This window comes from Micromonospora sp. URMC 103 (assembly GCF_051386435.1).
Taxonomy (GTDB): Bacteria; Actinomycetota; Actinomycetes; order Mycobacteriales; family Micromonosporaceae; genus Micromonospora.
The window spans coordinates 1489791-1504540 of record NZ_JBPQTR010000005.1 but is presented as its reverse complement, the minus strand read 5'-3'; the positions used below and the strand labels follow the sequence as shown (position 1 = coordinate 1504540).

Here is a 14750-nt window from a genome sequence, read left to right as displayed (position 1 = left end):
CGGTGCGCCGCGCGTCGGTCCCGTCCGCCCCGGGGGAAGTGTCTCGCCAGCGCGACAATCGGCGCGTCACAAAGGACTGCGGGCCGGTGCACGTCTTCACACCTGTCGGTCCGTGGGTTAAGAATTGTTCTCTGCGAATGACGTCTCATTGCCCGACCTCGATCTGACGTCGCGTCCCGACCGCCGGCGTCGTGAAGGTGAGCACATGGATCGCGCATCCCCGTCGAGCGCCGCGCAAACCGGTGCCAGCCAGCGCTTCCGGGTCGAGTTGCGGGCCTGGCGCACACGGCAGGGGCTGACCCAGCGGGCGCTGGCGGAGCGGGTGCGGTTCAGCCGGGAGACGGTCGCCGCGGTCGAGTCCGGCCGGCGCTTCGGCAGCCACGAGTTCGCCGTCCGGTGCGACGAGGTGCTCGGCACCGGCGGGCGCCTCGGCGCGCTGTGGCCACAGGTCGCCGCCGAGCAGATGGCCGCCGACGGCCGGCGGGGTCCCCGGTTCGTGGAGACCGCGGTGGCCCCGCCGGCCCCGCGCCGTGACGCCCGCGACCCGGGAGCGGTGGTGGCGGCCATCGACGAGTTGCGCGAGCTCATCGGCCAGGTGCTCAGCGGCCCGCCGGAACCGGTGGACAACCTCGCCCGGCCCGGTCGGGATCGATCCGCCGGTGGCGGCGACTCCTGACCGCACCGGCCTTCGGGCCGTCCCCGTCCGTCCCGCCGAAGGCGCCCGGCCCCGCCCTGTGACCTCGGCGGATACTCCCGGCGCGCCGGCGGTACGCCGCGGTAAGGGGCCTGCCCGCCGGCGATGCTGACTCTGGGTACAGATGCTGGTACGGGCAGTTTGTACCACGGCCGGGTCTGGTCTCAGGCCACGCGTTCCGGCGCAATGAAACGTGCAAACGGCAACGTGCACATAGGCCGCAGTCGATGAGTCGCGGGAGTCAGTCTTGGCGTCGAGCACAAGGTCCCACGCGGCCCGACCCTACCCGACCCGTCGCCGGCGGTGGAGGATCGCCGCGCGGATGCGGCTCATCGTGGCGGCCCCGCTGGTCGCCGTCATCGGGTTCGCCGGTCTCGCGCTCACCGAGAGCGCCCGCCAGACGAGCCGCGCCAGCGAGCTCGGCGAGCTGGCCCGACTGGGCGCCGAGGCGGGCGACCTCGCCCACCGGCTGCAGCGCGAACGGGTCGCCGCGGCCGACCTCCTGAGCCGGGGCGGCCCGGAGCAGCAGGACGCGTTCGCCGACGCCACCACCGCCACCGACGCCGTGACGGCCGGCTACCGCTCGCGGCGCGCCGGCGTGTCCGCGGGTCCGGCCGGGACGCGCGAGGTGCTGGCCCGGATCGACGCCACGCTCGACGCCCTGCCGCCGCTGCGCGCGCAGGTCCGGACCGCGGCGCACGCCTCGGTCTCCGCGATGACCTTCAGCTACCGCATCGCCATCGCCGATCTGCTCACCCTGCGCGAGAGCGTCACGCTCGGCGTGGTCAACGCCCGCATCGCCGACGGCATCCGGGCGTCGGCGGCGCTGTCGAAGACCGCCGAGGCGGTCGGTCAGCAGCAGGTCGCCGTGCTCCGGGCGGTGGCCACCGGAGAACTGACGCCCGCCCTGCAACAGGACATCACCGCGGCCCGCACCAGCTTCACCGAGTCGAGCCTGTCGTTCCTGGCGCTCGCCCGGCCCGACTGGAGCGTCGGGTGGGAGCAGGCCGGCAGCGGCGAGACGGCGCTGCTGCTGCAGCGGATGCAGGACGAGGTGTCCCGCACCCGGTCCGGCAGCCGCCTGCGGCTCGACGTGGACGCCTGGATCAGCGCGACCCAGCAGTGGTCCGGCCGCCTCTCGGACCTGCGGCAACGGGTCGACGCGGCGGTGCTCGACGACGTCCGGGCCGCGCACGCCGAGCAGCGGCGGAGGGCGGCCGCCGAGGCCACGGCGGTCGTCCTGGCGCTCATCCTCACCGCCCTGGTGACCTGGGCCGTGGCCCGCCAGATCACCCGGCGGCTGCGCCGGCTCCGCGACGCCGCGAACGCCGTGGCGTTCCAGCGGCTGCCGGAGGTGGTGGCCCGGTTGCAGCAGCCGGACGGCGGCACCATGGACCCGGACGACCTCGCCCGGCGGCAGAGCGCCGACGCGTTGGAGCCCTCCAGCGACGACGAGATCGGGGAGCTGGGCCAGGCGTTCGCCGCCGTGCACCGGGCCGCCGTACGCACCGCCGCCGAACAGGCCGTCATGCGGGCCAACACCGCCGACATCTTCATCCACCTCAGCCGGCGCGAGCAGCGGCTGGTCGACGCGGTGCTGGCCCAGGTCGACAAGGTGGAGCGGGACGAGACCGACCCCGAGCGCCTCGACCAGCTGTACACGCTCGACAACCTCGCCACCCGGATGGGCCGGATCAACGCGAGCCTGCTGGTGCTCGGCGGGGTCGGCGTCGGCCGGGTACGCCAGGACGACGTCGCGTTGCAGAGGGTCCTGCAGGCCGCCCAGTCCCAGATCGAGCACTACGCGCGGATCCGGCTCGGCATGGTCGACGGGGACGTGGCCGTGGCCGCCGACGCGGTCGACGAGGTGGTGCACCTGCTCGCCGAACTGATGGACAACGCCACCGTCTACTCACCGCCGGGCACGGAGGCGTGGGTGACCGGCCGCAGCCTCGGCGACCGGGTGATCGTCCAGATCAGCGACGAGGGCGTCGGGCTCAATCCGCAGCGGCTGCACCAGCTCAACGACCTGCTGGCCCGCCCACCGGCCATCGACGTGGCCGCCGTCCGGGCGATGGGCCTCGTCGTCGTGGGGCAGCTCGCCGCCCGGCTGGGCGTGACCGTGCAGCTGCGCCCCGGGCCCCGGCTCGGCACCATCGCCGAGGCGTCGCTGCCCGCCACGATGATCCGCCCGCTGCCGCCGGAGGAGTACGTGCTCAGCTCCGCCCGGCCGTCCCGGCGGGCCGCGCGCACCAGCGCGCCGCCACCGCCGTACGCGCCCGGTGACGCGCCGACGGAGGAACTCGTCATCTACCAGCAGGTCAACCACTGGTTCCGCAACGGCCAGGCGAACGGCCACGACGGCAACGGCTGGGCCAGCCCCGCGGACGACGCGTGGCGCACCGCCGCCCAGGTGGCCGCGCCGGAGGCCACCGGCACCACCACCTCGGGACTGCCCAAGCGCCAGCCGCAACGGCATCTCGTTCCGGGCGCGGTCACCACCCCCGCGCCCGGGCAGCGGTCCGAGTACCGCGATCCCACCCAGGTGGCCACCGCCATGGCCGCGTACGCGCGCGGGGTCGCCGCCCGCCGTCCCACCCTGACCAACCTCGGCAACCACTGAACGCGACAGGGAGACCCCGTGACCGACCATCAGGACCTCGGCTGGCTGCTGGACACCTTCGCCGAACGCGCGACCGAGGTCAGCCACGCGATCGCCATCTCCAGCGACGGCCTCATGGTCGCCGCCACCCGGGACCTGCCACCCGACCGCGCCGACCAGCTCGCCGCGACCGGCAGCGGGCTCGTGAGCCTGCTCCGGGGCGCCGCCGCGTTCTTCGACGCCGGCGCGGTGATCTCCAACGTCACCCAGCTCGAGGGCGGCTTTATGTTCTCGATGGCGTTCAACGACGGGGCCTCCCTGCTGGTGCTCGCCTCGCCCCAGTGCGACGTCGGCAAGGTCTCGTACGAAATGACCGAGCTGGCCAACCGGATCGGCGACGCGCTCACGCCGGCCGCCCGCGCGGCGCTCAGCCGCAGCCGCTGACACCCCGGCGCGCACCCCTCCGCGCGCCGGGCTTCCACCCCTCTGGAGAGAAGTCATGTCTGTCACCACCCCCCGGCGCCGCCGTGTTCGCACGGCCGCGCTGCTCGCCCTCGTCCTGGCCGCCGCCAGCGCCTGCAACGCCGACGGCGCCGGCGGGGGTGAGCCCGGAACTGTCAAGATCGGCCTGCTGGCCTCCCTGTCGGGCACCTACCAGGCGATCGGGAAGGAGCTGCGCGACGGCTTCGAGCTCTACCTGGAGACCCACGACGGCAAACTCGGCGGGCACAAGGTGGACCTCGTCGTGGCCGACGAGGGCAACGGAGCCCCGACCGCCGTACCGGCCGCCACCAAGCTGCTCAAGCAGGACCGCGTCGTGGCGCTCACCGGCATCGTCGGCGGCGGGTCGATGGCCGCGGTCTACCCGCTGCTCAACGAGACCAAGGTGCCCTTCGTCGGCTCGAACGGGCGACCGGAGCTCAAGGACGTCTCCCGCGTCTGGCACACCTCCTACCTCTCCGACGAGCCGGGGGCGGCGATCGCCCAGCACGTGCGCGACACCGTGAAGGGGCCCGTGTACGCGATCGGCCCGGACTACCAGGGCGGGTGGGACGAGCTGCGCGGCTTCACCGACGCCTTCGCCAAGGCCGGCGGCACCCTCGCCAACCCCGACGGCAAGACCACGTTCACGCCGTTCCCGGCCACCACCAACTTCACCCCGTACTTCGCCCGGATCAAGGCGTCCGGCGCGGCCGCCGTCTACACGTTCTACGCCGGCAGCGCCGCCGTCGACTTCGTGAAGCAGTACGCCCAGTCGGAGATCCGGGACGTGCCGCTCTACGCCGCCGGCTTCCTCACCGAGGGTGGGGTTCTCGACGCGCAGGGGGACGCGGCCCGCGACATCTACTCGGTGCTCAACTACTCGCCCGACCTCGACAACGCCGAGAACCGCGAGTTCGTGGCGGCCTGGAAGACCAAGCACGACGGCTCGCCCACGACGTACGCCATGGCGTCGTACGACGCCGCGGCCGTGCTCGACCGGGCCATCGGCGCCGCCGGGGACGCCCTGACGCCGGAGAGCATCAACCAGGCGATCGGCAAGCTCGGCCAGATCTCGAGCCCGCGCGGCACCTGGCAGTTCTCCGCCACGACCCACTCGCCCGTGCAGAAGTGGTACCTGCGTCAGGTGCGCCAGGACGGTCGTGCGCTCTCCAACACCGTCGTCGGTGATCTCGCGACCGTCGGCCGATGAACGCCGTGGCCGCGGGCACGGGCCGGATCGACCCGTACCTCATCCCGGCGCTGGACGGCGTCGCGTACGGTCTGCTGGTCTTCGTGGCCGCGGCCGGGCTGGTCTTCTGCTTCGGCGTCGCCGGCATCCTCAACCTCGCACACGGCACCCTGTACGCCATCGGCGGGTACACGGCGGCCGCCCTGCTCGACGGCGGGTGGCCGAGCCTGGCGCTCGCGTTTGGGGTCGGCGTCGCCGCGGCCACGGCCGCCGGGGTGGTGCTCGCCGGGCTGCTCACCCGCGCCGCGTCCCGCAACCACCTCACCCAGGCGCTGCTCACCTTCGGGGTGGCGCTGGCCGGCGGGAGCCTCCTCGTGTCGGCGTTCGGCCCCGACGATCGGCCGGTCCGGTTGCCCGCCGCGCTGGAGGGTTCGGTGGTGCTCGCGGGTCACCGGTACGGGGCGTACCGCCTGGTCTTCATCGCGGTGGCCGGGCTGCTCGCCGTCCTGCTCTACCTCACGGTGCGCCGCACCCGGGCCGGGATGCTGGTCCGCGCGGCCGTCGACGACGCCGAGATGGTCGCCTGTCTCGGCGTGAGCCCGACCTGGATCCGGGTCGGGGTGCTCGCCGCGGCCGGCGCGCTGGCCGGCGCCGCGGGTGTCCTCGGCGCGCCCATCATCGGCCCCGGCCCGGCCACGGCCGACACCGTGCTGCTGCTGTCCCTGGTGGTCGTGGTCCTCGGCGGCCTCGGTTCGCTCACCGGCACCCTGGTCGCCGCGCTCGTGGTGGGGGAGATCCAGACCCTGGGCGTGGCGCTGGCCCCGTCGGCGGCGCCCTTCCTGCTCTTCGCCGCCATGGCCGTCGTGCTCGCGCTGCGCGCCCGCGGCCTGGCTGCCGCGGCGAGGACGACGTGAGACGTGACCTGCTGACGCCGCTGCGCCGCACCGTGGGGATCGTCGTGCTCGCCGGCCTGGTCGTGGCGCCCTGGCTCGTCGACGACTACACGGTGGCGCTCCTCGGCCGCACACTGGCCCTCGGCCTGGTCGGGGTGAGCGTCGCGCTGCTCACCGGGGTGGCCGGCCTGCCCACGCTCGGGCAGACCGCCCCGTACGCGGCCGGCGCGTACGCCTGCGCGGTGGTCGGCGGCAGCGTCTCCGACGTGGGCGTCGTGCAGCTCGTCGTGGCGGCGGCGGCCGGGGCGGCGCTCGCGGCGCTGACCGTCCCGCTCGTGGTGTCCGCTCGCGGGGTGGTCGTACTGATGATCACCCTGGCGATCGGCGAGCTCACCGTCACCGCCCTGGGCCGCTGGAAGTCGGTGACCGGCGGCACCGACGGGCTCGCCGGCATCTCCCCGGCCCGACCGTTCTGGGGGCTGCCGGTGCTCGCCACCGACCGGGCGCGCTACCTCTACACGCTGATCGTCGTCGCGGTGGCGGTCGGCGTCCTGCTGCTGGTGCTGCGGTCCCGCCTCGGCCTCGTGCTGCGGGCCGGCCGTGACGACGAGGCACGGCTGCGGGCCAGCGGCCACCGGGTGGCCGCCCACGTCGCGGGCGCGCACATCGCCGCGGGAGCGCTCGCGGGCGCCGCGGGATCGCTGCTCGTGGTGGCCCAGCAGTACGTCTCGCCGGCCGACTTCGGGTTCGAGACCTCCGCCCTGCTGCTGCTCGGCGTGGTGATCGGCGGCACGGCGTCGGTCGGCGGCGCCCTGGTCGGCGCGGTGCTCGTGATCGCCGCGCGGGACTGGCTCCTCGGCGTGCTTCCCGGCCAGGCGCCCCTCGTGCTCGGCGCGCTCTTCGTGGTGACCGTCTACCTGCTGCCCGGCGACGCGCACCGGCGGCTGGGCCGGTGGCACCGGCCGGCCCGGCGGCTCCCGGCCCGCCGGCCGGAATCCCGCGACCACCCCACACCGACGGAGGTGCGGGCATGACTCCGCTGCTCTCGGCCCGGGGGATAACCGTGCGGTACGGCTCGCTGGCCGCCCTGGACGGGGTGGACCTGCGCGTCGACCACGGCCAACGGCACGCCCTCATCGGGCCCAACGGGGCGGGCAAGACCACCCTGCTCGACGTGGTCGCCGGCGCCACCCGCGCCCGCGCCGGCCGGGTCTGGCTCGCCGGGCGGGAGGTGACCCGGCGCGGCCCGGCCGCCCGGGCCCGTCGGGGCATCGGCCGCATCCACCAGCGCCCCGCCGTCTGGTCCACGCTCACGGTGAGCGAGAACGTGCAGGTCGCCGCGTTGCCGCACGTGCTGCGTCCGGGCCGGTGGCGGCCCGGTGGCGGCCGCTCCGCCGCCCGGCGTACGGCCGACACACTGCTGGCCCGGTTCGGGCTCGCCGACCTCGGCGGGTCGCCCGCCGGCCAGCTCGCCCACGGCCAACGCCGGCAGCTCGAGATCGCCATGGCGCTGGCCGGCCGCCCCCGCCTGCTGCTGCTCGACGAGCCCGCCGCCGGGCTCTCCGCCACCGAGGTCGGCCGGCTCGTCGAGTTCCTCCGGGACCTGCCCCGGGCGGTCGGCGTGCTGCTGGTGGAGCACCGGCTCGACCTGGTGTACGCGCTGTCCGACACGGTCACCGTGCTGCGCGACGGGCGCACGCTCGCCGCCGGCACGCCGGCCGAGATCCGCGCCTCGGCCGAGGTGCGCCGGGCCTACGCCGAGGGGGTGGCCTGATGCTGCGACTGGACCGGGTCCGCGCCGGTTACGCCGGCGGGACGGTGCTGCACGACGTGTCCCTCGAGGTGCCGGCGGGTGGCGTCCTGGCGGTGGTGGGCCGCAACGGCGCGGGCAAGAGCACGCTCGTGCACACGATCGCCGGGCTGGTCCGGCCGTACCAGGGACACATCGAGATCGCCGGGGTGCCGGTCGCCGGCCGCCAGCCGCACCGGATCGCCCGGGCCGGCGTCGGTCTGGTGCCCCAGGGCCACCGGGTCTTCTCCCGGCTCACCGTGGCCGAGCACCTCGTCCTGGCCGCGGCGCCGTGGCGCGCCGCGACGCCCGGCGGCGACGGCTGGACCGTGGCCCGGGTCCTGGACCTGCTGCCCCGGCTGGCGGCGCGCCTGCGCCACCGCGGCGACCAGCTCTCCGGGGGCGAGCAGCAGATGCTGGCGATCGCCCGGGCGCTGCTCGGCCAGCCACGGGTGCTGCTGCTCGACGAGCCGTGCGAGGGGCTCTCTCCCGCCCTCGCGGCCCGGGTCCGCCACCTGGTCAGCGAGCTGGCCGGCACCGGGCTGACCGTGCTCCTCGTCGAACAGCAGCTCCCGCACGCCATCGAGGTCGCCGACCGCGTGGCGGTGCTGGAATACGGCCGGCTCGTGTACGACCGGCCCGCCGCCGAGGCGCGCGCCGACCCCGCCACGCTGGCGTCGATGCTGAGCATCGCCTCCGTCGCGGCGCCACCGGACGCCCGGCCCGTGCCCGGGCTCTGGGCCGACACCCCGCAGGTTCCACGACCATCCACCGAAGGGTGACCACGATGCCGACCGACACCGTCGACACCGAGTACGCGTTCGAGAACGCCGCCGCCGACGCGGTGCCCCAGCTCCGCGCGCTGGAGGCTTTCCTCGATCCGATCACCATGCGCCGACTGGCGCCGCCCGTGCTCGTTCCGTCCGCGACCTGCTGGGAGATCGGCGCCGGCGGCGGGTCGGTGGCGCGGGGCATGGCCTGGGCGGTCGGCCCCGACGGCCGGGTGCTCGCCACCGACATCGACACCGCGCGCCTCGTGCCGGCCGCGAACCTCGGGGTGCGCCGGCACGACGTGCGCGCCGAGCCGCCGGGGGAGGACTTCGACCTCATCCACGCCCGGCTGGTGCTGCTGCACCTGCCCGAACGCCGGCGCGTCCTGCGAACCCTGGTCGACGCGCTGGCGCCGGACGGCTGGCTCGTGGTGGAGGAGTTCGACTGCACGGCGCCGCTGCGGGTGCTGACCGCACCGAACGACGACGCCGGGAAGCTGTTCGGCCAGGTCACCGACGCCATGCTCGGCATCCTGCAGGGGCACGGCGCCGACCTGGGCTGGGCGCAGGACGTGCACGCCGAGATGATGGCCGCCGGCCTCGCGGACGTCGACACCGTGACCCACGCGGAGAGTTGGGCCGGCGGGTCGACGGGGGCGTCTCTCTACGCGACGAACTCCCGACAGCTCCAGCCCGAGCTGCTGGAGGCGGGCTTCTCGGCCGGCCAGTTGGAGGCGTTCCGCACGCTCCTGAGCAACCCGGACTTCGTCGTGATGTCGTACCAGTTCGTCTCCACCCGGGGGCGGCGCCCGGGCGACCGGGGGGCATGACCTGCTCGAGGCTTCCGGCGGGGGCGGGGCGGCGATTGCGGCTCGCGCCCGCCTCCGGTGTGCCAGACTCGGGAGGCGGCGGCCCCGCCTCCCACCGTTCCCTCCGGTGCGGGTTTCACCGACCCACCCTCAGGAAGGGACATGCCGTGAAGCACCACGAGTTCGTCGCCGCCGTACGCCAGCGCGGTGAGTACGGCAGCGCCGCCGAGGCCGAGGACGTCATCCGCGCCGTGCTCGGCGTGCTCGCCGAGCGCCTGACCCCCGACGAGGCGCACGACCTCGCGGCTCAGCTGCCGCAGGGCATCGCCGAGATGCTCGAGGAGCCGAGCCAGACCCTGCGGCTCTCGGTGCAGGAGTTCCTCCAGCGCATCGCCGCCGGGACCGGCGCGACCACCCGGACCGCCGAGTGGGACGCGGGGGCCGTGTTGTCCACCGTGGCCGACGCGATCACCGAAGGCGAGCTCAACGACCTGATGACGCAGTTGCCGTCGGGCTACGCCGCCCTGTTCGGCAACCCGGCCTGAGATGTGAGCGTGGTGTCGGCCGAGGCTTGCTGCCTCAGATCCCAAAGAGCGTGATGCCTCAGAGTCATAAATATGCCTCTGAGGCATCACGCCTTCCGCGTCACGTGCCTCCGGCGCCGCGGAGGAGCACCGCGAGAACCACCACGAGAACACCGCAAGGTCCACCCCGGCCCCGGATCGCCCGGACGGGCCGTCAGGCCCGCTCGGGGACGGCCACCTCCTCGACGCGCGCCTCGCCAGCGTCCCCGGCCGGCGGCGCTGACGCCGTCTCGCGCTCCGTCCCCGTCGCCGTCTCCCGCCCGGTCTCCCGCCCGGTCTCCCGCTCGGTCTCCCGCGCCGTCTCCGGCTCCGGCTTCGCGTGCGCCGGTTCGCCCGCCGCCCGCGGCCGGGCCGGCTCCCGCGAGGCCACCATCGGATACTCGGCCGTCTCGGCGCCGCCCGCGGCGGCGGCCATCACGGCGGCCGCCGCGAGGTCGGCCACCCGCTTCGCCTCGCGCTGCACCCGGGCGCGTACGTCCTTGGCGTGCCGCTCGGCCGAGTCGGCCGCCCGGCGTGCCTCCTCGAGCCGCTCAGCCTCACCGGCGAGCTCCTGGTGGACCTGCTCCAGACGCCGCTGCGCCTCGTCCAGCTGCTGCTGCGCCGCCTCCTGCTGTTGGCGTGACTCGACGAGCTGCGTACGGGCGGCCTCCAGATCGGACTGCGTCTGGGCGAGCGCCTGCTGGCCCGCCGCGATCTCCTGCTGGAGCCGGGTGAGCTGCTCCTGGTGCCCCGTGGTCTGCTCGTCGGCCCGCTGCCGGACGTCGGTCGCGTACTGCTGCGCCTCCCCGATGAGCGAGCCGATCGTCTGCTCGGCGGCGGTGCGCTGGCCCGCAATCTCCCGCTCGGCGGCGGCCCGCTGCTCGGCGATCTCCTGCTCGGCGGCGGCCCGCCGCTCGGCGATGTCGCGCTCGATGTTGGCCTGCCACTGCGCCAGCTCCTGCTGGCTCTTGCTCCGGGCGGCCTGCAGCTCCTGCTGGATCTGCGTCCGCGCCGCCCGCGTCAGCGCCTCCGACGCGGCCCGCGCCTGCTCGATCTGCTGGGCGCTCTGCTCGGTGATCCGCTTCGCCTCCTGCCGGGCCCGGTCGTGGGCCGCCTCGCCGTCGGCGCGCAGCTTCTCGGCCGCCTCGCGGATCTCGGCGAGCTCGGTCTCGGCGGCGGTGCGGCGCTCCTCGTACGCCTTCTCCTGCTCGGCGCGGCGCGCCGACAGCTCCTCCTCGAGGTCGTGCAGCGCCCGGGCGGCCCGCTCCCGGGCGTCGACAAGCGTCCGCTCCGCCTCGGCGTGCAGCTCACCGGCACGCTGCGCGGCCGCCTCCGTGATCGCCGCGGCCTGCTTCTCGGCGAGGGCGAGGATCTGGTCGACCATCGGGCCGAGGTCGCGGAAGGACGCCCGGTCCGGTTGCGTAGGCCGCTGGCGCAGCTCGGTCAGCTCGGCGTGCAGCTGCTGCACCTGCCCGGTCAACTCCCGGACCTGGCCGGCCACCCGGTCGCGCTCCGCCGTGCGGGCCGCGAGCTGGCCGTCGAGCTGGTCGACGTACCTGTCGACCTGCCGCTTGTCGTAGCCGCGCAGCGTCAGCTCGAACGTGGGTCGCGAGCTGCTGTCGCGTACCGCGAACGGCTCTTCGCCGTTGGACATCCGCCATCCTCCGTACGATCCTGCCGCCCCACGCGCCATGGGGTCGCGCAACGCTACCCCGGGCCGGTGGCGCCCGTCGCCGGCCCGTCCGGCATCCGGCCGGCTGCCGTCGGCGCCCCCGCGAGACCCACCGCGCCGCGTCGTGTGTGTGAAGGCGTCGAGAGTAGAGCATGGCGATAGGCGCGGAGCGGCACGGGCGGCCGACGGCGCGCGGCATGATGGTGGGCGGCGCCGAGCACCGAAGAGTTCCGCAGGCCGCGGGGCGCGGCGGCGCCGAGCAGTCGACAGGAGAGACATGTCTTCGATCGCGGACCAGACGATAGCCGCCCTGCGCGGCGGGCACGACGCGCTCGCCGCCTTCGTGGGGAAGCTCGGCCCGGACGACCTGACCCGGCCGTCCGGCGCCAGCGACTGGCAGGTGTCCCAGGTGCTCAGTCACCTCGGCAGCGGCGCGGAGATCAACCTGGCGGCGCTGCGTGCCGCGCAGGCCGGCGACCCGCCGCCCGGGGGCGACTTCAACCCGTCGGTCTGGGCTCGGTGGGACGCAATGCCACCCGCCGAGCACGCGAGCGGCTTCCTGGAGGCCAACGAGCGGCTCGTCGAGGCGTACGAGGCGCTCGATCCGTCGGCCCGGGCGGACCTGCGCATCGACCTGGGTTTCCTGCCGGAGCCGGTGGACGTCGCCACCGCGGGCCGGCTGCGCCTCAGCGAGTTCGCCCTGCACCGGTGGGACGTCGAGGTCGGCTTCGACCCGGCCGCGACCGTGTCGGCCGACGCGGTGCCGCTGCTGCTCGACCAGGTCGGGTCGATGCTCGCGTGGACCGGCCGCCCCGACGTCCTCGCGGGGCGGCAGGCCCTGCTCGCGGTGCGGGTGTACGACCCGGACCGGACGTTCGGGCTGCGGCTGGGCGAGCGGGTGGAGCTCACCGAGGCCCCGGACCGGCCGGACGGTGAGCTGGTGGCGCCGGCCGAGGCGTGGCTGCGCCTCACGGTCGGGCGGCTGGGGCCGCAGTACACGCCGGAGGACGTCCGGGTGACGGGACCGGTGAGCCTGGACGACCTGAGGGCCGTCTTCCCGGGTTTCTGACCGAGAGCGCGTCGAGGCCGCCCGGCGCCCCGAACATCGCCAAACCTATTGACTTTCGATAGGTAACGAGTGATAGTCGATGCATGTTCGCTGAGCACCGGGCGGTCTCCGCTCTCCGGGTCTTCCTCGTCCTGCTGTTCGGGATCCTGGTCGTGTTCCAGACCCTCTCGCTGCCCGGGCAGTTCGCACACATGGCCAGGGAGGCGCCGGAGCAGGCGTACCTGAGGTGGCCGTTGACCGCCGTGTCGATCTTCTGGGTGCTGTGCGTCCAGGTGGTGATCGTGGCGACCTGGAAGCTGCTCACCATGGTCAAGAACGACCGCATCTTCAGCCCGGCCTCCCTGGCCTGGGTCGACGCGATCGTCGGGGCCATCGCCGCCGGATGGCTGGTGCTCGTCGGGGTGTTCCTCTACGTCGGCTTCCGGGCCGACGACCCCGGCCTGCCGCTCCTGCTGTTCCTGCTGGTGGTGGGCGTCGCCGTCGTGGGGCTCCTCATGGTGGTGATGCGCGCGCTGCTGCGGCAGGCCACCACGCTGCGCACCGACATGGAAGCGGTGATCTGATGCCCATCGTCGTGCGCATCGACGTCGAGTTGGCCAAGCGCAAGATGAGCGTCGGTGAGTTCGCCGAACGGGTGGGGCTCACGCCCGCGAACATCGCGGTGCTGAAGAACGGCCGCGCCAAGGCCGTTCGGTTCAGCACGCTGGAAGCCATGTGCCGGGTGCTCGACTGCCAGCCCGGCGACCTGCTCGAGTGGGTCGACGAATGAACCGACACGGCACTGCCCGGGAGGGAACCCGATGAAGTACGTCCTCGCCGTCCTCGCGCTCGTGGCCGTCGCGATCGGCGTCGCCGGCATCGTCTACGGGGAGGCCGACGACTCGCCGGGCCTCCAGCTCCTGGGCGCCCTGTTCGTCATCGGCGCGGTCGGGTGCGGTGTGCGGGTGGTCCGCCGCAGCAGGTGAGCGGCGGGACGAGGGGTGTACTGGCCACCGGCCGCGGCCGTACGCCTCAGGCTCGTGCCGGCCCGGTCGAGTCGCGGACCACGAGCGTGTGCCCGGTGGCGCGTCGGCGCGGCCGGGCCGAGCGCGGCCGGAGCGCCAGGGCGAGCGCCGTCCGCCCCATGTCGGTCACCGGGAGCCGGACGGTGGTGAGACTCGGCGCCAGGTCGGCGGCCACGGAGACGTCGTCGAAGCCGACCACGGACATCCGCTCCGGCACGGCTACGCGGTGCGCGCGGAGCACGGCGAGCACACCCATCGCCATGGCGTCGTTGAGCGCCACGACGGCGGTCGTCTCCGGATGCTCGCCGAGGATGCGCTCCGCCGCCAGCCGGCCGCCCTCCCGGGTGAAGTCGGTGTGCACCACGGGCAGGTCGGCGAGGTCCAACCCGTGGTCCCGCAGCGCCGAGGAGACCCCGGCGAGCCGGTCGGCGACGGTCGTGAGTCCCGCCGTGCCGGCGGCTACCGCGATCCGGCGGTGGCCCAGCGCCAGCAGGTGCTCGGTGAGCGCCCGCCCGCCGGCCTCGTTGTCGGGCAGCACGGCGTCGACGCCGAGCGAGTGGCGGCCGATGACGGCGACCCGCCCGCCGAGGTTCTGGTAGGCCGACAGCTCGGCCCTCGTCTCGGCCTCCACACCCGGCCCGGTGTAGCCCGAGCCGGCGATGAGGATGATGCCGACCCGCTGGGCGATGAGGTGGCGGATCTGGCGCAGTTCGACGTGGGGGTCGCGGCCCGAGTGGCAGATCTGCACGAGCAGTCCCCGCTCGGCGGCGACCTCGATGACCCCGGCCGCGATCTCGGCGAAGTACGGGTCGTCCACCTGGTGCACCACGAGGCCCACCGTGGAACTGGCGCCGCCGGCGAGGGTGCGAGCGTACGGGTTGGCGACGTAGCCGAGTTCCCGTGAGACCCGCCGCACCCGGTCGGCCACCTCCTCGCTGACCCCGTCGCGACCGGAGAGGGCCCGTGAGGCGGTCGCCAGCGAGACGCCGGCCCGCTCGGCCACGTCGACGAGGCGCAACCGCGAGCCGGGCTTGGGCATCAGGACTCTCCCGAAACATCGATGCCGATGCGTCTGGCCATTGCCAGTGACGTAGCGCACAGCCTAGAGTACGTAAGCGCTTCCGTAAGCGCTTCCAGCCCGCGCGGCCGTTCTGGCAAGCGCTTCCCCCGACTGCCGGAGCGGCGCGGTTCGTGGCACAGAGAGGTGTACGCG

16 protein-coding genes are annotated in these 14750 nt (G+C 74.5%); 14 read left to right on the top strand and 2 right to left on the bottom strand.

Annotated features, from left to right (window positions below; genetic code table 11):
• The first annotated feature begins 205 nt into the window (after positions 1–205).
• The 10 genes from ACSNOA_RS20015 to ACSNOA_RS19970 all read left to right on the top strand — a co-directional run bounded on the left by ACSNOA_RS20015 (position 206) and on the right by ACSNOA_RS19970 (position 9774).
• Complete coding sequence (locus ACSNOA_RS20015; RefSeq protein WP_436660416.1) at positions 206–676, top strand: helix-turn-helix transcriptional regulator; 471 nt, start codon at positions 206–208, stop codon at positions 674–676.
• A 340-nt stretch (positions 677–1016) separates the two neighbouring features.
• Positions 1017–3317, top strand: a complete 2301-nt coding sequence (locus ACSNOA_RS20010) for a sensor histidine kinase (protein WP_436660414.1) — start codon at positions 1017–1019, stop codon at positions 3315–3317.
• 18 nt (positions 3318–3335) lie between these two features.
• Entirely contained in the window at positions 3336–3740 is a 405-nt protein-coding gene (locus tag ACSNOA_RS20005) for a roadblock/LC7 domain-containing protein (protein ID WP_436660413.1), read from the top strand.
• Positions 3741–3795: 55 nt separating this feature from the next.
• On the top strand, positions 3796–4989 hold the full coding sequence (locus ACSNOA_RS20000) for an ABC transporter substrate-binding protein (protein ID WP_436660411.1): 1194 nt from the start codon (positions 3796–3798) through the stop codon (positions 4987–4989).
• Complete coding sequence (locus ACSNOA_RS19995; RefSeq protein ID WP_436660410.1) at positions 4986–5882, top strand: branched-chain amino acid ABC transporter permease; 897 nt, start codon at positions 4986–4988, stop codon at positions 5880–5882. Before ACSNOA_RS20000 ends, ACSNOA_RS19995 begins: the two co-directional genes overlap by 4 nt.
• The gene (locus tag ACSNOA_RS19990) at positions 5879–6895 is read left to right on the top strand and encodes a branched-chain amino acid ABC transporter permease (RefSeq protein ID WP_436660408.1); all 1017 of its coding nucleotides are present in this window, start codon (positions 5879–5881) and stop codon (positions 6893–6895) included. Before ACSNOA_RS19995 ends, ACSNOA_RS19990 begins: the two co-directional genes overlap by 4 nt.
• Positions 6892–7635 carry an ABC transporter ATP-binding protein gene (locus tag ACSNOA_RS19985; RefSeq protein ID WP_436660406.1) on the top strand — a complete coding sequence of 248 codons (744 nt, stop codon included), beginning with the start codon at positions 6892–6894 and terminating at the stop codon, positions 7633–7635. Before ACSNOA_RS19990 ends, ACSNOA_RS19985 begins: the two co-directional genes overlap by 4 nt.
• Complete coding sequence (locus ACSNOA_RS19980; RefSeq protein WP_436660404.1) at positions 7635–8432, top strand: ABC transporter ATP-binding protein; 798 nt, start codon at positions 7635–7637, stop codon at positions 8430–8432. The genes ACSNOA_RS19985 and ACSNOA_RS19980 overlap by 1 nt, the downstream gene beginning before the upstream one ends.
• Before the next feature lie 5 nt (positions 8433–8437).
• A complete protein-coding gene (locus ACSNOA_RS19975) occupies positions 8438–9250 on the top strand; it encodes a class I SAM-dependent methyltransferase (protein ID WP_436660402.1) in 813 nt (270 codons plus the stop codon).
• A 146-nt stretch (positions 9251–9396) separates the two neighbouring features.
• A complete protein-coding gene (locus ACSNOA_RS19970; RefSeq protein WP_436660400.1) occupies positions 9397–9774 on the top strand; it encodes a DUF2267 domain-containing protein in 378 nt (125 codons plus the stop codon).
• Between the two features lie 193 nt (positions 9775–9967).
• On the opposite strand, the gene ACSNOA_RS19965 is transcribed toward ACSNOA_RS19970, so the two are convergent.
• Positions 9968–11446, bottom strand: coding sequence for a hypothetical protein (locus ACSNOA_RS19965; protein ID WP_436660399.1), 1479 nt, complete (start codon positions 11444–11446; stop codon positions 9968–9970).
• Positions 11447–11741: 295 nt separating this feature from the next.
• Between ACSNOA_RS19965 and ACSNOA_RS19960 the strand changes: the two genes are divergently transcribed.
• The 4 genes from ACSNOA_RS19960 (at position 11742) to ACSNOA_RS19945 (ending at position 13498) form a co-directional block, all read left to right on the top strand.
• Entirely contained in the window at positions 11742–12533 is a 792-nt protein-coding gene (locus tag ACSNOA_RS19960; RefSeq protein ID WP_436660398.1) for a maleylpyruvate isomerase N-terminal domain-containing protein, read from the top strand.
• An 83-nt stretch (positions 12534–12616) separates the two neighbouring features.
• Entirely contained in the window at positions 12617–13096 is a 480-nt protein-coding gene (locus tag ACSNOA_RS19955; protein WP_436660396.1) for a DUF2975 domain-containing protein, read from the top strand.
• Positions 13096–13302 (top strand): helix-turn-helix domain-containing protein, encoded by a 207-nt coding sequence (locus ACSNOA_RS19950; RefSeq protein ID WP_120729441.1) that lies wholly within the window; start codon positions 13096–13098, stop codon positions 13300–13302. Before ACSNOA_RS19955 ends, ACSNOA_RS19950 begins: the two co-directional genes overlap by 1 nt.
• A gap of 31 nt (positions 13303–13333) precedes the next feature.
• Positions 13334–13498 carry a hypothetical protein gene (locus ACSNOA_RS19945; protein WP_436660395.1) on the top strand — a complete coding sequence of 55 codons (165 nt, stop codon included), beginning with the start codon at positions 13334–13336 and terminating at the stop codon, positions 13496–13498.
• Positions 13499–13544: 46 nt separating this feature from the next.
• Here the strand turns inward: ACSNOA_RS19945 and ACSNOA_RS19940 are convergent, their stop codons facing one another.
• Positions 13545–14576, bottom strand: coding sequence for a LacI family DNA-binding transcriptional regulator (locus ACSNOA_RS19940; RefSeq protein ID WP_436660393.1), 1032 nt, complete (start codon positions 14574–14576; stop codon positions 13545–13547).
• Positions 14577–14750 lie beyond the last annotated feature (174 nt).